Genomic DNA, 20,867 nt, shown 5'->3' with positions numbered 1-20,867 from the left:
AAGTCGAAGATGTTTCGGCGTTGGAAGTTCAAACAAAGCGACCTGTTGCGGGTAAGCAGTTTTTAACTTTCAATGAACCGATTCCATAAAGAAAACAGGTACTTAACAATGTTCAAGAAAATCGCAATCGCTGCCCCATTGGCTATTTTGGCGCTGGGTTCCTCCGGGGCATTTGCCGCAGGTGAAGCTGCTCACTCCATCAACATCGTCGCCCACGTGCCGACTAACGGTTTCTACGTGGTGCCGACTGACCCTGACCTGGTTAACAAGGATCAGGACATGAGCTTTCAGCCGAGCAGCGGCAAAATGAGAGAGGTTAATGGGTTCTTCGATGTGCGCAACAACAACGGTTCGGTTCACGCCAGCCTGGAAAGCGCGCCAAAACTGATTTCTGGCTCCGATACCATTGATTTGAAAGTCGAGCTCAATAACAAGGAACTCAACTTGACCCCGCAACTGGTTGTAGGTGAAGCCGAGTCTGACGTGAACTTCCGCGCACCGCTGAAAATCAGTGCGGTAGGTACGACCTTCCAGCCGGGCGACTACACCGGTGTCGTGGCAATGACCTTCGACGCTGTCCCTCCCGTGGGCGGCTCGCGCTAACTTTCAAAGTCGCGCAAACCGACAGGGCAAACAGCATTGTTTGTCCCGTCGGACTTCAACTTGATCGTAATCAGAGTAAGAGTTCATGTTCCCGATGACCCCCATCGCGGCTGCGCTTGCGCTGTTGTTTTGCGCCAGTGCAGCCGCGGCTCCCGTTTCTTCCGCCGGTACGACACCGCGAAGTCTACTGGCGCAGGCCAAAGGTCTTCCGGCGGATTTCGAGGAGCATTTCTTTGATGTGCCTCTGGCTGTCCGGGTAGAACTCGATCAACAGCCTCTGGGAGAGGCCATGGTGGTGTTGTCTCGCGATGATCGTGTCACCCTGCTCGAATTTACCGACACCAGCGAAAACCGTTTCGGCCCCGCTGAACGGGAAAAATGGGCAAGTTATCTCAAGCCGGGTGTGCCGCTGGGCAATTGCACGGGGTCATGTCCGGATCAGGTGCTGGCCGTGCACTACAACCTGGAAAGCTCGTTGGTTTCGATCCTCACCGAAAACGCCGAGCGCGATCTGGAGACCAAGCGTTATTACGAGCAGCCGGATGGCGGCAGTAGCGGCCTGATGGTGCGCAACCAGCTCAACCTCAATGGCGGCCAGGATCAGGATCTGGGTGGGCGCTATGGCCTTGAAGCCAGCGCGAGCCTGGGCAACTGGAGCCAGACGTTCAACATGCAATTGGCCCGCCTCGGCGGTCCCGACGATAAGCTTTATCACGCGGTTCACGAGCTCTACACCCAGCGCGAACTGCAGGGCAGCTTCCTGCGCCTGGGCTATTTCACCCCCAGTTCCGAAGGGCTGACCCGCCAACCTCGTACGTTTGGCACCAGCCCCGATACCGCTGTCGGCGTCATGTTCGGCAGCTCTGACAGCCTGGCGATCAACAGTCCGATGCCCAGCGTCTACCCTATTTATGTCACGGCCAATCGCCAAGGGTCGGTGGAGATCTATCGCGACGGTCTGTTGATCAACACACAGTCAGTGCCCGCGGGATTGCAAACCCTCGATACCCGGCCGCTGCCAGGCGGGATCTACGAAGTGGAAGTGCGCCTGATCGAAGATGGCCAGATCACCTCCACTACCCAGGAGCTGGTGTACAAGCCCAGCAACTGGCGCAACCTCGATGAGCGCTGGCGCTACAACCTGTTTGTCGGTGAAGAAAGCAAACTGCTCAGTAACTGGAACCAGCAGTCCAGTGGCAGTCCGACGGCAGGGGCGTCGGTCAATTACCTGATGCACCCACGGGTAATTCTCGGGCTATCGGCGCGGCAGATTCGCGAAAAACTGCAATACGGCAGTTCCATCGACTGGACCCTGGCCAATCACATCAGTCTGTATGCCAACGTGTATCAGACTCAGGATCATGGCACCGGTCTCGATCTGCAAAGTCTTTACAACTATGGCTCCGGTAGCCTGGTGCTTAGCCACAACCGCAGCTGGCTGGACACCACCAACCTGTACGAAACCCTGCCAGACGGTACACGGGTGCGCCAACGTAATGTGTTCGTTGGCGAAACCAGCAATTCATCCCTGGCGATCAACCATCGGGTCAGCAGTAAAAGTTCGATCAGCGGACGGGTGTCCCACAGCGAGGGCAACATCGATGGCATCGGTATGGATCTGGGTTGGACCCAGCGCGCTACGTTGTTCGGCAGCGATGCGAGTTGGCGTCTGTCGTTATTTGATCGCCCGGGCAGTTTCAGCAGTGGCGACGCACGCAACCGCGGGATAGACCTGAGCCTTAACCTGGCCTTGGGCACGCCGGGCCAGCAGATCACTGGCAGCATCGGTTCGCGCACGGCCCGTGACGGCAGCCGCGACAACAATGGTTCCCTCGGCTGGCGCCGGGATCTCAAAGATCACGTGCTGCAAAACGTCTCGGTGACGGCACTCACTGACACCTACGGCGTGGGTGTGTCGAGCCTTGCCAACTTTCGTACCGACGCAGTCAATGGCGACGGTTTCGTCCAGCGTTCGTCCTACAACGGCAACTTCACCGGCGGTCTTAGCCTGGACAGCACCCTGGTTGTCGGCGGCGAGCAAATGCTCATGACCAGCCATTACGAAATGCGTGGTGCGGGAATGATTGTCGACGTGGAATCAGACATCGACGACATCACCCTGCGCGCCGACGATTACAGCGGCGGCGGCGCGGCGTTGAAGCCGGGGCGCAATTTCATCCCGATTACTGCGTACCAGAACAGTTCGGTGAGCTTCGATTTTGAAGGCAATCACGTGCCGGCAGCGACCATCGAACCGCCGCGCACGCGCTATCACCTGAACAAGGGCGGGGTGGAATACCGCAAGGTGCGGGTGATGAAGACCCTGACCGTGCTCGGCCGGCTGGTCGATGCGCAGGGGCGACCGCTCAAGGGCCATCACGTGATCAACCACGCCAGCCGCGGGGTGACGGAAGTCGACGGGTTCTTCTCGATGGAAATGAACGCCGGCTCACCGACGCTTGAAGTGCGCCAGGGCAACCAGTTGCTGTGCCAGTTCCGTCTCGATGCGAGCCGACATCGCAGTGAGAACAATGTGTTGATGATCGGTGATCTGCGCTGCACGCCGGACACCCTGGCGGACGTCGCCTCCAACGAGCAAAAGGCGGGGTGAATATATGAAGAAATCTACCTGTTATCTGGGGTTGTTAATGGCACTGGCGGTGCCTTCGGCTGAGGCGGCGAATCAGGAAATCAGAGCGTTGTTTCAGCCGGATCCTTCTCAGCCAAACAAAAATGCATTTCTCAACAAAACACCGAACAGTGGTTACTGCGCGAGCTATCCGGGTGAATGCGCTTCCAACAATATGTTCAGTATTCAGCTGCCGATCCGGTTCAACGCCAGCCGTTTCATCGGGGTCGGCGAAGGTATCCCATTGAAGGTGCCGGCCAACTGGCGACAGCTGACGGTGACCAATGCCGAGACCCATGAAACGGAGACTGTTGAAGTGCGCATCACCGGTGTTGGCTCCAGGTTCATTTTGAGCGATTCAGCGGCCAGTCTGGTGGGGGTGACCGACAGCCTCGAAGGTCATCAAAAGCTATGGACCAGCAACAGTTGGGTCTACGCACCGGCACCCTGTCAATACAGCGGTGTTGGGGCTTACAGCCCCACGAGTTATCGGTTTTTCTGGAAAACGCCCGTGGAAGCATCTTGTGTCAAGGTGGCCGCTTACTTCATTCCCTCCATGTACTTTGACACCCTCGATATCGCCTATGAACTGCGCACCCCCAATCCTTTGGATATGTCGAGCGGGCTGTACACAGGCTCGATTCCCTACACCCTGGGCCCCGGCGCCGATTTCGATCTGGGGGCAGTGATGCATCCGGACGATGCCAACCTGACCCTGGATTTCGTCCTCGACGTACAGCACACCCTGAAGGTTGACCTGCCACCGGGCGGCAACAAAGTATCGCTGGAACCCGAGGGCGGGTGGCAACGCTGGATTGAAGGTGGTCGCAAACCGAACAGGATCTACCGCGACCAGCTGTTTTATCTGTCGGCGTCGTCGCGCTTCAAAGTCATGATGCTATGCAACTCGACCGGCGGCACCCGCTGCAAGCTGTTCAGCCCCAAAGGCAATACCACCGAAGTGGAAACCTACCTCACCTTGCCCGACGGAATCATCGGGCCGGGCGGGCCGGGGCCGGTCAAGCTCCACAAGCTGCGCTACAACACCTGGTCATCAGTCTTTCAACCAGGGATCTATGTGAATCGCAAGGCCGGCTCGCTACGTTTCGAGATGCCCAAGGACGCCATCGATTTTCTGCTGCGGCCCGGCCTGAGCGACACGTTCAGCGGCAACATCACCATTATCTGGGACTCGGAAGTTTGACCGTCCGAGCCTGGCCACTTTTTTCTTATGGGATTAAAGACGATGAACCGTGTGTTTTTGCTGTGGGTGCTCAGTGTGTTTTGCGGGACGGCCAACGCCGGTCCGCAGATCAATGTCGGCACCGTGTATGACTATCTGGATGCGGATAAAAGTACCTACCTCAAACGGGTATTCAACAGCGGCGATGCCACCGCTTTCGTCAAGGTCAACGTGCTGGAAATCGTCTACGACGCCGATGGCGCGCCCAAGGAAATTCCGGTCGAGGCTGCCGTGGACGGTGCCTCGCGCAACGGTGTGATGGCCAGCCCGGCGCGGCTGATCGTGCCGGCCCAGGGCATGCAGGGCACGCGTCTGTTGTACATGGGCGAGCGAGACCGCGAGCGCTACTTCCGTGTGCGTTTCTTGCCAGTGGTACCGGAGAAGGAAGATGAATTCGCCGTCTCAAGCGAAGAGCGCGAAGACTACAAAAAGAACCTGTCGGCCGGGGTCAACGTGATGACCGGGTTCGGCACAGTCTTTTTCGTGCGCCCCAAAGATGCTCGTTTCGAGACCGCCATCAATGACACTGCCAGCCGCTACGAGTTGAAAAATAATGGCAACACCGTGGTGATCGTCGATGAATTCAAAAGCTGCTCATTGAGTAACGAGAGTGACTGTGGCGCGACCACCAAACACCACGTAATGGCCGGCAAGGCATTTGGCTTCGACAAGGAAAAGGGGCGTGAATACCGTTTCAACCTGATCGAAGGCGACAGTAAAAAAGTCCTGAAGATTGCCAGCCGATAGGCCGGCTTTCCATCGACACAACGGGTATCGAACATGATCAAGCAATGCGCCGCCGTCGCGCTGACGGCAATGACCGCACTGATGGGCTCTTTGACATGGGCTGCCCGGGAAGAGCACACCTTCGAGGTGTCCTTGAGCATCCCGACGCGCTCGTTCTACCTGAGTCCGGCCGAACCGGACTGGATTCACCGGCCCCAGCGGTTGATCTGGAACCCCTCGACATCGACCCTGAGCAGCGTGCGCAAGCACTTCGATGTGCGGCATGACACCAGCGCCATTGAAGCGCGCCTGGAGGCCGCCCCCTACCTGTCGAACGGCAGGCCGGTTGACAACATTGTGTTACGGGTCAGTTTCAACGGGGTGGAGTTGAGCCCGGACCTTTCTCCACGGCTGGTGGTGTCGGCGGCTGACGCGGCGGCAGGCAAGCGGGTGTTGCTGGAAATCGATCCGGTGATGCCGTCCGGGGGATACCTCCCGGGGGATTACAACGGCAACGTACTGTTGTTGTTCAGCGCCAGGGCGCCGGGGGAGTGAGCTGAAACAGGCGCCTCGAGATCTGGGATTCGGAAGTGGGCTGAGCAGTGTGTCGATCGAGAAGCAGCGCCGAGTGATAAGACTCGGCGCTGGCGTAGGGTCAATCAAAAGATCCCCAGGCGCGTTACATTTTCAAAGCCCGGCTCGTGCCATCGCTGCCCGAGTCAGGTCTCTGGCCAACTCGTTCCGTGCATAGCCCATGTCTCGAACCAGTCTGTTGTAAAACGAGGTGCTCATTTCTTCACCACTGAACACGTCTTTCTCTGGAACGTTCAGCACTCGGGCTAACGCTTCCAGTTTTTTCTGAAGCCGTGTTGTCTGAGCCTTATCCTGATTATTTGCCCACTGGTTTTGAACCTCGCGCAGCTCTTCGAGCTGCCCTTGTTTTTCCTTGAAAAGTTGATCGTTCGACTCGAACTGTTCAGGGTAGGTTTTACGCAAATGTTGTTCCCAGAACGGGTTCTCGAATGCATCGACCATCCCATTGACCAGCCCGTCGCCTTTCTCCCGTTCGATGATCGTGTCATAGGCTGTGTCGATTTTCGCCCGATCTACACCGGATCTCGGTTCAAACAGCATGCCCTCGGACTGCCACGGCAACTCCAGGCGTTTCGCCAGTCCCGTTTCAAACGCCAGGTGCACTTCCACATCATCCGGAGCGGTGTTGTTTGCCGGATTGATCAGAAACTTTTGCTGCTGGCTGCTGATTTCGGCTCTGGCGACATCACCGACCTTTTCCAGGCGAGCGGCGCTACGGGCCAGCCTGACCAGTTTGTCGTCGAGCACCGTGGTGGACGCCGATTCTGTGTACGCTTGCGACACCAGTACTTTGAGCCCCATGTTGTTGAACAGCTGCGACCCGGCATCCGCGCAGCTCTCGGGTTGACTGGCCTGTTTAAACAGTTCTTCGCGCAAATCGGAGTCCAGCGCCATGGCATCGATCATTTGCCAGACGCGCTTGGTCAACTGCTGGCGAGCTCCGACGTCCCGGTAATCCCGGCTCTCTCTCTGTTTACTGATGACCCTGAAAAAATCGGTGGAGCCGGGTTCGGCCATCACATCGTGCCAGGACTCTTCCCTGTGTACTTTGTAACCCTCGGACAAATCGAAAACCGATGGTGCGTTCGAGGACGGCTTCCAATGGCTCAGTTCATCCTCTACAGCTCCTGAATAGACCTGCTGACGGGCAAAGCCCATCGATTCGCGGTAGTCGCCAAAACGGATCCGGTCGGCATCGGAAAGTCGCAGGGTGCCGAATCGCGCACGTGCCAGGATGAACGCTTGATCCGACCCTGGAGCGACCTCCGGTACGGTCTTGATTGCGCATTGGCGCATGTCGAGAGCAAAGCCACGCGGGCGGTTTCTCTCGCCGGCCGCGTCGCTGAAAAGACCTTGCGGCCAGTCTTCGATACCGGTATTCGCCAGACCTAACACTTTCAAGTCGCGCATGCCGCCTACATTCGGGGGCTGGCGCAGCGGATTGCCGTCCAGCCTCAGTGTTTCCAGGTGGGTGAGGTTGCTCAACTGCTCGAGCGAATTGGAACTCAGACTGATTCGGTTGTCAGCCAAATCCAGGGTTGTCAGTTGACCCAGCTTGCCGATATCGGATGGCACCGTGGTCAATCCAGTGTTGCGGGCGCTCAGCTGACGAAGGTTCGGGAAGTCGTTCAAGAGACCGTTGCTGTCGACCGAAAAACGCGCTTTGTCCAGGTTCAGCACGGTGATCTGGTCAAGGAACTTTCCGATGTCGGCCAGCTTGCGTACTTGCTTCCACCAGCGTTCGAGATCCGGGCCCATGATTTCGGCGGAAAGATCCAGCGTATAGCCACCGTCCGGATGGATATTGCGCTCGCCGAACGTTTCGCTCTTGCGTTCGAAGCACTCAAGCAGCCGCTCCTCGATATGCCTTCCGCCGTTTTGCAGGAAGTCCCTGTTAATCCCGGCGATGGGATCCCCGACACTGTCGAATTGAGTCGGCTGGTTTTCCCGCCACGCCTGTAAGGTGTTGCGCAATTGCTTGAGGTCATCCCTGATGCGGTCGATGGCCTGGTCGGGATCGCCCTTGGCACGCAACGCCTCAAGAAACCGGGTGACTTGCTGATCGCTCAATTGCGGATGCAGCTCCTTGATCCTCTGCTCCGGGGTTTTTTCGCCAAAAAACCAGAACGGACCACGCACCAGATTGACGGTTTCAGTCGTGGCAACGGCGCGAATGGGCGGTTCCGCCAGCAATGTTCGGCGTTCGCCCGACGGCGCGGAGGTTTCCATGATCCATAGTTTGAGCAGGCGACCGTGACCGCGCGCGTACCCCAATGCCGTGCGCTGGTCGTCGGGCAGGGCATTCAGTATCGCTTCGTAGAAGTCGCCGGCTTTGTGCAGCTGCCGGTTGTCCCCGTCGAGCACCTCGTAGCGGCCCAGCCCATCGCGGATCAGTAGCCGTACCGTCGAGGCATCATCGGGGCCGACACTACAGCGTAGCGGGCCGTCAAATGCGCCATCTCGCACCTCAATGCGCAAATCGCTCAGGCTCTCGTTATGAAGTGTCAGGGTTCTCAGCGCTAGCATTTCGGTGTTCGGCACCATCATTTCGTCGCGATAAAAACCGTCGTAGGCGCGGGCGGTGGACGCTTCGAAATTCACTTCGCGCGCCAGGGTTTTGATCCTCAGGGGCAGGCGACTTTCATCGGCTATTCGTTGCAGTTCGGCTGGCTTTGCTTCAGTCAGGACTTTTTCCGTGAGCGTGAGCGGCATGTCCGGGAACGTCTGTTTCAGCACGCGGGTTTGCGCCCTGTTCGACCGTTCACCCGCCTGGTACACACGTTTGGACATTTCGCCCTGTTGCTGATCGACGGCATCCGCCAATCGGTCACGCACGGCTTGGGTGCGTTCGGCGCGTGGTACGTCGCGCCCCAGCAGGGTGTTGATTTCGGTGTCGTTCAAAAAGACAGAAACCCGTTCGGGCAGTCGGCCGGACAGGAGTTCTGGCAGGCCGATGCTCAGGGTATTGGCATCATTTGCGTGGGCGTTGCCGTAGGTGCGTGACTGACCACTCAAGTCAGACCGTTCATAAACCTTCAGCGCCCGTTCGGCGGGCCAGCCCTGGAGCCTTGTCAGCAGTGGTTCGAACCACACGGACGATGGGTCGAGCGGTCGTCCGGCACGGATGTTCGCACTGGCGGTCTGTACATCGTCAAACGCGCCGAAGCGCTTGATCGCGTCGACCAGCAGTGGCGGCGGTGGCGCATGCTCGGCATGCATGCGCCGCAGTTCCCCTTCGTCGGTTCCGCTGCTGATCCGGATCCGTTCGCGCTCCGCTGGTGTAAAGCGCTCGACGCTTTGGCCGAGGCGGCGCATCAGGATTTCACCTTTCCAGTCGAGCGGATTTTCGCCCTCGAACACCCAGGCGCCGCTGCCGTTGTGTTTGAGCTTCGGCGAGTAGGCATTCGGTCGGGTGGGGTGTTTGAGGCGGTGTGTGGCGCTCGGATCGCGCGAAGTGGTTTCAAGGGCGTAGAGTTTGCCTTCAAGTGGCAGGATGTTCTGATTGAGGTGTCGGTGCAGGCCGAGGGCGTCGGGTTTCGAATCAGTGGGCAGGTTCAAGCTGGCTTGTTCATAAGGCTTGAGATCGGAATGCCACAGCGACTGTTTGCCGTTGGGCAACGTGACCGGGTTCATGCCCTCGACCAGCGCCGACAATTTGAATCTAAGCGTGCTGCCAATCGCTGCACCCGCCCCAAACGCCACCAGTTGAATGACGTCCGTCACCACGCTGATCACATGTTCGGTTGCTTCAACTGCCAGACCTTCGGCCAGATCGACAATGCCTTCAATGACGTCATTCGTCAGTTGATAAGCGGTATAGGCCATCATCAGTTCGCCCAGACCCGGCACGAATGGCGTGGCGATCAACAGGGCGACGTTGAAAAGGTCCGATACGATTTTCTTGAAGTTGTCCCACCAGGCCCAGCGCGCCTTGGTATCTGTGTCGGCGGTGGACACGGCGATTTCACGCGCGTCGTTGAGGACCTTGTTGAGTTTCTGCTGGTAGGCATATGTCCAGTAATCCCGAGGAACTGGCAGGGACAGGAACTGCAAGCGAAGGCGAGGTACAGGTTCTTCGCGCCACGCTGGACGCGGATCCGTCCGATCTCCTTTCTCATGCCATTTGATGGTGGTGAGGCCTCGATCCATATTGGCAAAAAAATGCCCGCGCTGCTGTTGATCGACAAACTGGCTGAAGAATTGTCGGTAACTCTGCCTGGATGAGGCGCCGACCTTGTTTTCGCGCAATTGGCGCGCCAGTTCCGTCATGAAGGCATCTGTTGATTCGTATTCCTTGAGCGGGTGATCCGGGTCATGGGGAACATAGGCAATGAGCCGTCGAATACCTCCGCTGTCTTGCATGACAGGAAGCAAAAGAACAATGCCGGTCATACGCGTCCCCATCATGGAGAAATCGCAACACAGCATTTGTTTCCCATTGAGGAGCGGTAGAGATTCGCCCTTTGCCAGCGCCAGTATCAGTTTGTAGGCGTCGTATTGGATATCCTCGGTCATCAGCGCCAGTTGCGCGGCGACGGCGAGTGCGTCTTTCTGGCTTTCAGTCACAGTGTGTCGAAGGAAGGCTTTGGCCGCGGGGTCGCCGGGGAGCAGGTAGCTTTCGAGATATGCTTTATATCGGGCGCCAATGTCCAGTTCCCGGCACAGCGCCTGGAACTGGCTGATGGTCATTTTCCGCTTGATCGACAGGACATCGAAGTGCCCGCGATGGTCGGGTTCGGTGATGAAGTCCGAGCCGGTATCAACCTTTTCACTCTTTGCAAAGTTGTGCAGCGCCGCATCCAGCATGGACACGGTTCGGGCTGTGACACCATCCCACAGGTCCATCACATACCACGGCAAATCCTTGGGAAGGTACAGGCGCACGTAGGTCGTCTTGACGTCATGCTCGACTCCGTAACGCTTTTTGAGCTCTGCCTGGAGCAGGGGCGCGGCGAACGAATGGAGGTCCAGTTTTTCGAACAGTTTGTCGACCGTATTCTGCGAACGCCATGCCTTGAGGTTGGCCGCTTTCAGCTTGTCATGATGGGTGGCGGGCGATGTGGTGTACCACGGCTCAATCTTCAATCCAGTAGCCGCCAGTGCCCGGCCTCTGCCGACAGTGGCGTCTTTGAAGTTGTCGCTGATGGTGTTTTTGATGAACTCGTAGTGCCGGCCCTTGTTGATGTTTTGGCCGAGCGTGGGAGCGTCAGACATGGCAATCATCCTTGATCGTTTTAAGAATGATCAGCCTATCTGTCGGGGCTAAAAACAACAGTCTAAAGATCTGTGCTTAACCGGCGCTTTCAGCCGGTAAACAGGTAAGTATTCGAATCTGAAAAATAATTAAATACCACCTGCTGCGCAAAAGCTCACAGTCGCGATGTCGCAACCGGCTGACACGCGACACTGCTACCCGGTTGCAGGTACGGCGTCAGAATTGGCGCCATCCCCTTGAGCACTTGCACTGGCAAGGCCGAGGTGAATTTGAACGCTTCGGCCGATTGCCCGGGCACGAACGCAGTCATCGTGCCGAAGTGACGATCGCCGATGTAGAACACGAAGGTCGCGGTGCGGTTAATGGATTTCGAACTCAGAATTCGCCCACCCGAACCGAAGGCTTCGATGCGGTTATCGCCCGTACCGGTTTTGCCGCCCATGGCCAACGGTTTGCCATCCGGCGTGATGAAACTGCCAGAAACACGTTTGGCCGTACCGGCATCGACCACTTGCGACAAGGCTTCGCGCATGGCCGTGGCGACCTCGGAGGGCATGACTCGCTTGCCGACATCCGGGTCATTGATCAGTTTGGTTTCATACGGCGTATTCGCCGCGAAGTGCAGGCTGTCGATGCGCAGTGTGGGCATGCGCACGCCGTCGTTGAGGATGGTACCGATCAGCTCCGCCAATGCTGCCGGACGGTCGCCGGAACTGCCGATGGCGGTGGCCAGCGACGGCACCAGGTGATCGAACGGATAGCCGACTTTCTGCCAGCGCTGGTGAATGTCGAGGAACGCTTCGATCTCCAGCATGGTGCGGATGCGACTGTCGCGGGCGCCCTTGTGACGGCTTTTGAATAACCAGCTGTAGACTTCCTGGCGTTCGAACTGGCTGGCTTTGACGATCTGGCTGAACTTGGCGTCGGGGTTGTTCAACAAGTAGCCCATCAACCAAAGATCCAGCGGGTGAACCTTGGCGATGAAGCCCTGGTCCGGTAGGTCGTAGGCGCCAGGGCCGTAGCTTTCGTAGAGCCGTTGGAGGCGTTCGTCGGTCAGTTTTTCGGTGAGCTTGGCGCCTTTGAGGTGCGCGCGCACAAACATGTTGAAGCTTTCCTGACTGGCCTGTGGCAACAGATAACGATGCACCGCGGCCATGCGGATCGGTGTCGGGCGCATGCTGTCGAGGAAGGTCTCGAGCCGCGCCTGGGTGTCCTTGTTCTTGTATTTCTTCCAGAACTTCAGCAGGAACGACGTGCCTTCGCGGTCGGCAAACGAGGCGAGGTATTCCTGGCGGCGAGGGTCGCGGTCGTCCTTGAGCAATTCGGCGCTGCTGTTGGGGCCTGAATACGTGGTGTAACGCACCAGGTCACGCATCAGCCGAATGAACGGCAGGTTGATCGACTCACGCAGGGCATCACGCAGGGTAGGGAGGCGGCCGTTGTCTTCTTTGCGAAAGTTAACGAATGTGTGCAGCCCGCCACCGGTGAAAAAAGCTTCGCCGGGGCTGGCCGAGTATTTGCGATCCAGCGCAGCGCCGAGCATGCCTGGCAAGTTGCGGTCTTTGTTCTGGATCAGGTAATCGACGGCCCAGCGACTCAGGCGGTCCTGGTCAGGGACGTCGACCTTCTTCAGCTCCGGGACGGTCATCTCTGCGTACTTATCGTGCAGCTCGGCGATGATTTGCAGGTAAGTGGTGAGCACGCGCATTTTTGCGGTGGAGCCCAGTTCCAGCTTGCTGCCTTCATTGATATCGAACGGCTGGTCGGTGCTGTCGGTCTGCACCCGCACCCGCGAGCCGTCCGGGGTCAGTTCGAATAGCGTGAAGCTGTAGCGCACTTGAGCGGTACTGGTGGGGGTGAGCAGGCGTTCGCCCATCAAACCGATCTGCGTCGCAAAAACCGGGTCGGCCAAGCGTTTGAGGTATTCGGTGGCCTTGGTTTGCAGCTCGCCTTGCAGGGTGCTGGTGGCGGAGAGATCAAGGCGATCGAGGTCGTACAGCGGACGGTTGAGCAACCCGCCCAGACGACTGCGCGCCACGCTGATGCCCTTGTTGGTTTCGATCGGCTGAATGGTTGGCTGTGTCTGCCAGTCGCGATAGGTCACTTTGCTGGCCAATGCCGCTGCCGCGAGTGGCGCATCGATCACGCTATTGAGTGCCAGCAGACGAATGTGGCTGTCGGTGAGTTCGGAAAGTTCATCGTGGCCCTTGGTCAGGTAGTGGGAAGGACGGCGCTGGGCAATCATCAAAGACAGCATCTCACGCAGGGCCAGACCTTTTTTCGACATGCTTTTCGGATCAGTCTCCTTGCTGGCCAGCCGCTCGTTGGCCTGGTTGAAATCGGCGCCGTACCAGACGCGCAAACCTTCGGCCATGCCATGCACTTCACCGTGGCCCGGTACTGCCGACAGGGGCACGCTGTTGAGGTAATCGCGAATCACGTTCTGCCGGGCTTCGAGGGTCTCCGGTCCGGCCTGATAGGCGCGCACGCTGGCAGAAATCATCTGACGGATTTTTTCCGCACCCGACACAGTCAGGCCATCGGGCGAATGCCGGTACTTCTCAAGTTGCGTTGCCAGGGTACTGCCGCCCGCCGACTGGCCCGGCAGGTGCAACAACTTGGCGACCTGGGACCACGCCGCCATGCCGAACCGAGGCCAATCCACGGCAGGGTTGGCCCGTGGCTGAAGGGGATCGAGCAGAAAGCGGTTTTCGATGAACAGCAAACTGTTGACCACCACAGGGGGGATCGCCGCAAAGCTTGAATACAGTTGTTGTGGGTATTTGTACTGGTAAAGCGGTGCACCACGGCAATCGGTGATCGACAATCCAGCCTGGATTTTCTCCGCGTAGGGCACGAAAAAGCCCTTGTCGGTGTAGTCCATCAATTTTTGGGAAAACCGGGTCTGTGCCGCCACAACGTAGTCACGCTTGATCAGACGCGGCAGGAATTCATCCAGAGAGCTGTAGCCCAGACGCAGGTCGAAAGGACCTCCGCCGGGATAGTGAATGGCATCGCTGGGACCGGGTTTCAGCTCGTAGCTCAGGGTGGCGGCGAATTGGCTGAGTTCCCGGGATTGAAACTTCGACGTGCGCATTTCCTTGGCCGCGGCCAGCCCCAGGACAATCAGTATTATCAGCAACAACAACCAGAACGCCCCCCACCCGTGCTTCGTACGACTGCGAGGGGGTTTTTCAGGTAAAGGCGTTTCATCCACACGTTCAGTCGGAACCACATTTTTTCTCGAATCGGTTTGCCATAAAACGCCCATAGTCGACTGATCCATTCACGCAGATTGAGAGGACTTGTCTGAAGCTTAGACGGTGGTTGGCCTTGGTGAAAAAATTGTGAACAGGGTTCTCCCGGTTTTTTTCCGGATCCAAGTGGGTCCCTGTAGCAGCTGCCGAAGGCTGCGTTCGACTGCGCAGCAGGCGCTAATTCTGTGACCTTGACCTGTCTGGCATACCGCAGTGTCTGATTTACGTCTGCTGCGCAGCCGAACGCAGCCTTCGGCAGCTGCTACAAGGGGCGGCAGTGTGTATGCCAGAGATACTTGGATTAGAGCCATCGGAGCGTAAATGCCGCCTAAGTTGGGGACATGACGATGCACCATTACCGTGCAATACTCCGCGCCGTTTCATTGGCGAATAATCCTACGTAAGGCAGGTAATGCCCCTCCGTAAACCTAACTTTTCCCGAGAGTTCTCGCTGAATGTTGTGGTTTATAGAGTGAAAAACCCTGTAGGAAGCTTTTTATACTGCACGCCCCGCTGATCTTGCAGGTGTTGTCCTACAAGACGGGTTTGCCCACGAAGCAGGCCCGGTTTCAGAAAAGCATTGGCTTACCGGTCAGCGCTTCGACACTCGGTGGTCATATCCAATAACAAGACGAGGTTGTACCCCTATGCCAGGCAATCACCTGCCCAATGGCGAGACCGCTCAAGGCGGCCCGCTCAAACGCGAACTCGGCGAACGGCATATTCGCTTGATGGCGCTCGGTGCCTGTATCGGCGTCGGTTTGTTCCTCGGTTCGGCCAAGGCCATCGAGATGGCTGGCCCGGCAATCATGCTTTCCTACATCATCGGCGGTCTGGCGATCCTGGTGATCATGCGCGCCCTCGGCGAAATGGCGGTGCACAACCCGGTCGCCGGCTCCTTCAGTCGGTATGCTCAAGACTACCTCGGCCCATTGGCGGGCTTCCTGACCGGTTGGAACTACTGGTTCCTGTGGCTGGTGACCTGCGTTGCGGAAATCACCGCGGTGGCGGTGTACATGGGCGTCTGGTTCCCCGATGTGCCGCGCTGGATCTGGGCACTCGCTGCGTTGATCAGCATGGGCTCGATCAACCTGATCGCGGTGAAAGCCTTCGGTGAGTTCGAGTTCTGGTTCGCCCTGATCAAGATCGTGACCATCGTTGCGATGGTCGTCGGCGGCATCGGCGTGATCGCGTTCGGCTTCGGTAACGACGGCGTGGCGCTGGGGATTTCCAATCTCTGGGCGCATGGCGGCTTCATGCCCAACGGCGTGCAAGGCGTGTTGATGTCCCTGCAAATGGTGATGTTCGCCTACCTCGGTGTCGAGATGATCGGCCTGACCGCCGGTGAAGCGAAGAACCCGCAGAAGACCATTCCCAATGCGATCGGCTCGGTGTTCTGGCGGATTCTGCTGTTCTACGTCGGCGCGCTGTTCGTGATCCTGTCGATCTACCCGTGGAACGAAATCGGCACCCAGGGCAGCCCGTTCGTGATGACCTTCGAGCGCCTGGGCATCAAGACCGCCGCCGGCATCATCAACTTCGTGGTGATCACCGCGGCACTGTCGTCCTGCAACGGCGGCATCTTCAGCACCGGGCGCATGCTGTACAGCCTGGCGCAGAATGGTCAGGCCCCGGCCGGCTTTGCCAAGACTTCGAACAACGGCGTGCCGCGTCGCGCCTTGCTGCTGTCGATCGGTGCCTTGTTGCTGGGCGTGCTGCTCAACTACCTGGTACCTGAGAAAGTGTTCGTCTGGGTGACGGCGATTGCCACCTTCGGCGCGATCTGGACCTGGGTGATGATCCTGCTGGCCCAGCTCAAGTTCCGCAAAGGCCTGAGCGCCAGCGAACGTGCCGGCCTGAAATACAAGATGTGGTTGTACCCGGTCAGCTCGTACCTGGCGCTGGCGTTTTTGGTGCTGGTGGTCGGCCTGATGGCGTACTTCCCGGACACTCGCGTGGCGCTCTATGTGGGCCCGGCGTTCCTGGTCCTGCTGACGGTGTTGTTCTACGTGTTCAAGCTGCAACCGACCAATGTGTCGCAGGGTGCGGTGCGTTCGGCTTCGTAAGACGTAACGCCTGAAATGAAAAAGCCCCGGTCGTGATGATCGGGGCTTTTGGGTTTGGAGGATCAAAAGATTGCAGCCTCGTTTCACTCGACAGCTCCTACAGGAATTGCAATTGACGAACGTACACGGACGATCGGCAAACACATTTCCGTGTAGGAGCTGTCGAGTGAAACGAGGCTGCGATCTTTTGATCTTAAGCGGCCGCCACCGACATTTGCCGATTCAACCGCTTGTTGAAATCCAGCCACGCCCCCAGCAACGCCATCACCCCGGCACCCACCAATGCGGTGAAAACCTGCATGGCAAACGCATCATCGGTCAGGGCGTTGAGCATGTCCGCCAAGGGCGCCAACAGCACGCCGAGGCAGAAAACTTCCAGTGAGTAGCGCCCCATGCGACAGCATTGCTGCGCCAGCCAGTTTTGCGTCCAGCCGTTGCCGGGCAAGAGCCTGGCGGTGACATAGGCCAGCGCCAGGAAGTGCAGCAGACGGACCGGCGACAGATCGGTCTTGCTGATCGGGTACAGCAGATTGCTCAGGATGGCCGGCATCACGGCATCGTGTATTTCCGGCCAGCGCCAGGAGACAGTAATCACGCCGGTCACCACCACGTACACCGCCGCGCTGACAAACAAGGGCTGGCGCAACAGTGGGCGAGCGTCGGGCAACCGTGGCCGCTGCCCGTGAATTGCCGCAAAGCCGCCGAGGATAAACAGCAGTTGCCAGGTGACGGGGTTGAAGTACCACACACCGTCCTTGATGGCCGCAAGGTTCCAGCCAAACCGCGGTGCCAGCAGGTACACCGCCAATGACACCGCTACGACCGCCCACGGTTTACGCATCAGCAACGGCAGGACCAGTGGCAATCCCGCCAGCAGCACGATGTACAGCGGCAGCGGGTCCATCAGGTTCGGCTTGAAGCGCAGCAGTAACTCATCCGTCAACGCTTGCTGGGGGTTGGTGATGAAGTGATGCAGGCCCATTTCCTCCACCAGATCGCGGGTTTCCACATGGCTGTTGGCGAAGAAGACGATGCCCATCAGCATGGCCAGCAGGAAAATATGCACCACGTAGAGCACCCAGGCGCGCCGCAGAATCTTCACGCAGGCGATCAGGTAACCATCGCGTGCAAGGATTTTGCCGTAGGCCAGAACGGCCGCGTAGCCGGCGAGAAATACGAATATTTCTGCGGCATCGCTGAAACCGACATTGCGCAGGGTGATTTGGCCAAGGGGGTTGTGAGGCACGTGATCCCAAAAAATGAAGATCAGTGCCAGGCCGCGAAAAAAGTCGATTCGGTGATCGCGCTCAAACGTCATGACGGCGGGCTCGTGAACGGGTGTTGAGGTAAGGAGTAGCCGGCGGCGCTAAAGGTTGCGCGCCGCACATCACATTGGCGGCGCGCAGGGTGGCGTGATTCGCAAGTAATTGCAAAACCGGGATATTACGGGATGTCTCCTGGCGTTGAAGCAAGCCTTGACCGCTGGTCTGAAAGGTCGTCAGACCTGTGATTTCTGACAGTAGACAGGTTCAAAGTTTTATGAGGTGAAACAGGAGAACCAGCATGAGGCTCTTGTGGAAAGGATTTTCCAGCTACACGGTGGTCGGGGTCGCCAACACGCTGATCCACTGGCAAATTTTTTTCCTGCTGAGCGTGGGGGCCGGCTTCAGTCAGGCTGTCAGCAACCTGGCTGCCTTCAGCGTTGCCGCCTCGTTTTCCTTCTATATGAACGCGCTGTATACCTTCGATACCAAGGCGTCGGTCGGCGGCTATCTTCTATTCTTGGGAACAATGGGGGCGCTGAGTCTGGGCGTCGGCCATGCAGGCGACGTGTGGAGACTTCACGGCCTGCTGACGGTGGCTATCTTTTCGGCATTGAGCCTGGTGCTGGGCTTTCTGTTTTCAAAGTACGTGGTCTTTCGCGAGCGTAGTGCATGAAAGTCTCGTTGATCGTTCCGGTATTCAATGAAGAACAGGCGATCAGTCTGTTTTATCAGGCCGTGCGTCGCGAGTTGAGGCTTGACCAGGCTGAGGTCGAAATCGTGTTCATCAACGATGGCAGTTCCGACCGGACGGCTGAAGAGGTCAAGGCCCTGGCGCAGGCCGATGAACAGGTATTGCTGATCAACTTCTCACGCAACTTCGGCAAGGAGCCGGCATTGTTCGCCGGCCTGGAGTATGCCTCCGGCGATGCGGTGATTCCCATGGATGTCGATTTGCAGGACCCGATCAGCGTCATCCCGCGGCTGATTGGCGAATGGCAAAAAGGCGCGGATGTGGTGCTCGCCAAACGCCGGGATCGCACCGCCGACAGTTACCTGAAACGCCACAGCGCGTCGCTGTTCTACCGTGTGCTGAACCGTATCGCTTACACCCGCATCGAAGAAAACGTCGGCGATTTCCGGCTGATGGACCGTAAGGTGGTCAACGTGATTCGCGCGCTTCCCGAGCACCAGTTGTTCATGAAAGGCGTGCTGTCATGGGCCGGGTTCACCACCGTGGTGGTGGAATACGAGCGAGCCGAGCGAGTGGCGGGCACCAGCAAGTTCAATGGCTGGAAGCTCTGGAACCTGGCGCTGGAAGGCGTGACCTCCTTCAGTACGGTGCCGTTGCGCTTATGGACTTACGTCGGTGGCGGTATTTCGATCTTCGCGGTGCTCTACGCGGTGTACATGGTGCTGGACAAGATTTTCTTCGGCAACAGCGTCCCCGGTTACCCGTCGTTGATGACCGCGATCCTGTTTCTCGGCGGCGTGCAGCTGATCGGCATCGGCATCCTCGGTGAGTACGTCGGCCGCATCTACATCGAAGCCAAACATCGGCCGCGCTATATCGTCAAAGACGTCGTGGGCGGCAAAGACCGGCTCGGGATTTAGCATGGGCAGGTTCAGCGACTTTTTCAGCAAGGAACTCGGGCGTCGGCAGGTCTGGCTGTTTTTTCTATTGGCGACCTTTGTGTATGTGGCGCCGCTGATCCTTGCGGACTATCCGTATATCGATGACAACTGGCGATCGTTGTCGGCCGCGGCCGGTTCGGCCTGGGCGGAGCAGGGACGGTTATTCACCGAGCTGATCTACAACCTGCTGACCTTCGGCAATGCCGCACCGAACATCTTTCCGCTACCGCTGTTGATCGCCACGCTGGCCATGGCCGCGGCGTTGGCCAGCCTGACGTTTCATTACTACCCGCAACCGACGATTGCCTGCTGCCTGGTGCCATTGCCACTCTGGTACAACCCGTTCTTTCTGCAAAACCTGTCCTATCAATACGACGGGCCCGCCATGGCGTTGAGCCTGGTGGCGGTCATCTATGCGATCACTTTCCGTCATCCCTCGCGCATCGTTCATTGGCTGGTGCCTTCGTTCCTGATTGCGCTGGCGCTAGGGCTTTATCAGGTCAGCCTCAATGTGTTTCTGGGCCTGTGTTGCCTGGAACTGCTCAGGAGCGCGAACGACAAGCTGGTCTGGCCGCAGTGGTGGGAGTTGATCGGCTGGAAAATATCGCAGGCCATCCTGGGCTGGTTGATTTACAGCGTCAGTGCTTATCCGTTCATGAGTGGAAATCGCACCTTGTTGTTGAACTGGACGGCGCAGCCCCTGCTGCAACTCCAAATCAACATCGCCCGGGTGCTGGAAAAAGTCGTGCTGCTGTTTCACGGCGGATTTGCCTGGGTGTTCGCCGCACTGCTGCTGTGTGCCATTGCCGGCAGTGTCCGGCTGGGACTGAACGTGTTGGAACGTCAGGACACGGGGCTGAAGAAAATCCTGATCGGCATGGTGTGTTTACTGACATTGCCGGTCGTGACGCTGCTGGTGTCGGGTGTCGCGCTGTTTTTCCGGGACTTCAATGAAGGCGCCAGGACCCTGATGGGCTTCGCGGTCCTGTTGGTGCTGTTGTTCTATTTGAGTCATCTGGCGCTGGCACGAATCCACCAGCGGCTGCCGCTGTTGTTGATGGTTCCGTTGTTGGCGATGCTGTCGCTGTCGTACGCCTATGGGCGGGTGCTGACCGTGCAGAAAGCCTTAGCGTCCAGCGCGCTATTGAGTCTTGAACACGACATCGCGTCGAATCGACAACTGCTCGAAGCCAAGCGCATTTACATGTCAGTGACCTATTCCGATCACTGGCTGCGGGGGGCGGCGGGCTCGTTCAAGCAGATGCCGGTGTTGCACTATCTGCTGAACATCGACTTTTTCATGCTGGCCGAGAACCTGCCGAAAGTGGGCATCACCAACGTCGTTGCGGAGAAGGAACGACGTAACGCGACCCGGGTGGGTTATCAGGGTTATCCACCGGTGCTGGAGAGCCAGTACTACCGGATTTATCTGCTGGGCGATTACGGGTTTATTGTCATGAAAGAGCCAGCCCCGATTAAGGCGCTGCACTGGTGAAATGTGAAGGGCACGGTTCGCGACGACATCGTTAGAATGACCGTTGGTCTGGAAACGTCGCCTACCTGTTATTTCTGAAAGTAGACGCCGCCGGCTCATGATTTTAGCTTGAGAGGTAACTGAAACGGCGGCAAGGAAGGGC

The 20,867-nt window shown here is 58.0% G+C and carries 12 protein-coding genes; 9 read left to right on the top strand and 3 right to left on the bottom strand.

Annotation, left to right across the window (positions count from 1 at the left end):
- Positions 1-108: 108 nt before the first annotated feature.
- The 5 genes from CUN63_RS06700 to CUN63_RS06680 all read left to right on the top strand — a co-directional run bounded on the left by CUN63_RS06700 (position 109) and on the right by CUN63_RS06680 (position 5,756).
- Positions 109-603 carry a CS1 type fimbrial major subunit gene (locus CUN63_RS06700; protein WP_129438113.1) on the top strand — a complete coding sequence of 165 codons (495 nt, stop codon included), beginning with the start codon at positions 109-111 and terminating at the stop codon, positions 601-603.
- 85 nt (positions 604-688) lie between these two features.
- Complete coding sequence (locus CUN63_RS06695) at positions 689-3,214, top strand: CS1-pili formation C-terminal domain-containing protein (RefSeq protein ID WP_129438111.1); 2,526 nt, start codon at positions 689-691, stop codon at positions 3,212-3,214.
- A 4-nt stretch (positions 3,215-3,218) separates the two neighbouring features.
- Positions 3,219-4,436 (top strand): hypothetical protein, encoded by a 1,218-nt coding sequence (locus tag CUN63_RS06690; protein ID WP_129438109.1) that lies wholly within the window; start codon positions 3,219-3,221, stop codon positions 4,434-4,436.
- Between the two features lie 42 nt (positions 4,437-4,478).
- Positions 4,479-5,222, top strand: a complete 744-nt coding sequence (locus CUN63_RS06685) for a molecular chaperone (protein WP_129438107.1) — start codon at positions 4,479-4,481, stop codon at positions 5,220-5,222.
- Between the two features lie 33 nt (positions 5,223-5,255).
- Positions 5,256-5,756 carry a CS1 type fimbrial major subunit gene (locus CUN63_RS06680; protein WP_129438105.1) on the top strand — a complete coding sequence of 167 codons (501 nt, stop codon included), beginning with the start codon at positions 5,256-5,258 and terminating at the stop codon, positions 5,754-5,756.
- Positions 5,757-5,888: 132 nt separating this feature from the next.
- Here the strand turns inward: CUN63_RS06680 and CUN63_RS06675 are convergent, their stop codons facing one another.
- Both CUN63_RS06675 and CUN63_RS06670 read right to left on the bottom strand, forming a co-directional pair.
- Complete coding sequence (locus tag CUN63_RS06675; protein ID WP_306108952.1) at positions 5,889-11,018, bottom strand: NEL-type E3 ubiquitin ligase domain-containing protein; 5,130 nt, start codon at positions 11,016-11,018, stop codon at positions 5,889-5,891.
- A gap of 146 nt (positions 11,019-11,164) precedes the next feature.
- On the bottom strand, positions 11,165-14,281 hold the full coding sequence (locus CUN63_RS06670) for a transglycosylase domain-containing protein (RefSeq protein ID WP_129438103.1): 3,117 nt from the start codon (positions 14,279-14,281) through the stop codon (positions 11,165-11,167).
- Positions 14,282-14,914: 633 nt separating this feature from the next.
- Between CUN63_RS06670 and CUN63_RS06665 the strand changes: the two genes are divergently transcribed.
- Positions 14,915-16,333: an amino acid permease gene (locus CUN63_RS06665; protein ID WP_129438101.1), complete on the top strand. Its 1,419-nt coding sequence runs from the start codon at positions 14,915-14,917 to the stop codon at positions 16,331-16,333.
- Positions 16,334-16,526: 193 nt separating this feature from the next.
- Here CUN63_RS06665 and CUN63_RS06660 read toward each other — a convergent pair whose 3' ends face one another.
- Positions 16,527-17,651 carry an OpgC family protein gene (locus tag CUN63_RS06660; protein WP_129438099.1) on the bottom strand — a complete coding sequence of 375 codons (1,125 nt, stop codon included), beginning with the start codon at positions 17,649-17,651 and terminating at the stop codon, positions 16,527-16,529.
- A 245-nt stretch (positions 17,652-17,896) separates the two neighbouring features.
- Here CUN63_RS06660 and CUN63_RS06655 point away from each other — a divergent pair, with 245 nt between their 5' ends.
- Genes CUN63_RS06655 through CUN63_RS06645 form a run of 3 tightly spaced genes read left to right on the top strand, consistent with a single transcriptional unit; the run spans position 17,897 to position 20,725 of the window.
- The gene (locus CUN63_RS06655; protein ID WP_129438097.1) at positions 17,897-18,271 is read left to right on the top strand and encodes a GtrA family protein; all 375 of its coding nucleotides are present in this window, start codon (positions 17,897-17,899) and stop codon (positions 18,269-18,271) included.
- Positions 18,268-19,209: a glycosyltransferase family 2 protein gene (locus tag CUN63_RS06650; RefSeq protein WP_129438095.1), complete on the top strand. Its 942-nt coding sequence runs from the start codon at positions 18,268-18,270 to the stop codon at positions 19,207-19,209. Before CUN63_RS06655 ends, CUN63_RS06650 begins: the two co-directional genes overlap by 4 nt.
- Before the next feature lies 1 nt (position 19,210).
- Complete coding sequence (locus tag CUN63_RS06645) at positions 19,211-20,725, top strand: glucosyltransferase domain-containing protein (RefSeq protein WP_129438093.1); 1,515 nt, start codon at positions 19,211-19,213, stop codon at positions 20,723-20,725.
- The last annotated feature ends 142 nt before the right edge of the window (positions 20,726-20,867 follow it).

The sequence above is a fragment of the Pseudomonas sp. ACM7 genome, from assembly GCF_004136015.1.
Taxonomy (GTDB): domain Bacteria; phylum Pseudomonadota; class Gammaproteobacteria; order Pseudomonadales; family Pseudomonadaceae; genus Aquipseudomonas; species Aquipseudomonas frigoris.
Note: the sequence above shows the minus strand (reverse complement) of the source record. Positions and strands in the feature narration are given on the sequence as shown.

Bases quoted from the DNA above. Each gene is read 5' to 3' on its own strand.
- CUN63_RS06700 (WP_129438113.1), top strand. From the start codon at position 109: ATGTTCAAGAAAATCGCAATCGCTGCCCCATTGGCTATTTTGGCGCTG.
- CUN63_RS06695 (WP_129438111.1), top strand. From the start codon at position 689: ATGTTCCCGATGACCCCCATCGCGGCTGCGCTTGCGCTGTTGTTTTGC.
- CUN63_RS06690 (WP_129438109.1), top strand. From the start codon at position 3,219: ATGAAGAAATCTACCTGTTATCTGGGGTTGTTAATGGCACTGGCGGTG.
- CUN63_RS06685 (WP_129438107.1), top strand. From the start codon at position 4,479: ATGAACCGTGTGTTTTTGCTGTGGGTGCTCAGTGTGTTTTGCGGGACG.
- CUN63_RS06680 (WP_129438105.1), top strand. From the start codon at position 5,256: ATGATCAAGCAATGCGCCGCCGTCGCGCTGACGGCAATGACCGCACTG.
- CUN63_RS06675 (WP_306108952.1), bottom strand. From the start codon at position 11,018: ATGATTGCCATGTCTGACGCTCCCACGCTCGGCCAAAACATCAACAAG.
- CUN63_RS06670 (WP_129438103.1), bottom strand. From the start codon at position 14,281: ATGGGCGTTTTATGGCAAACCGATTCGAGAAAAAATGTGGTTCCGACT.
- CUN63_RS06665 (WP_129438101.1), top strand. From the start codon at position 14,915: ATGCCAGGCAATCACCTGCCCAATGGCGAGACCGCTCAAGGCGGCCCG.
- CUN63_RS06660 (WP_129438099.1), bottom strand. From the start codon at position 17,651: ATGACGTTTGAGCGCGATCACCGAATCGACTTTTTTCGCGGCCTGGCA.
- CUN63_RS06655 (WP_129438097.1), top strand. From the start codon at position 17,897: ATGAGGCTCTTGTGGAAAGGATTTTCCAGCTACACGGTGGTCGGGGTC.
- CUN63_RS06650 (WP_129438095.1), top strand. From the start codon at position 18,268: ATGAAAGTCTCGTTGATCGTTCCGGTATTCAATGAAGAACAGGCGATC.
- CUN63_RS06645 (WP_129438093.1), top strand. From the start codon at position 19,211: ATGGGCAGGTTCAGCGACTTTTTCAGCAAGGAACTCGGGCGTCGGCAG.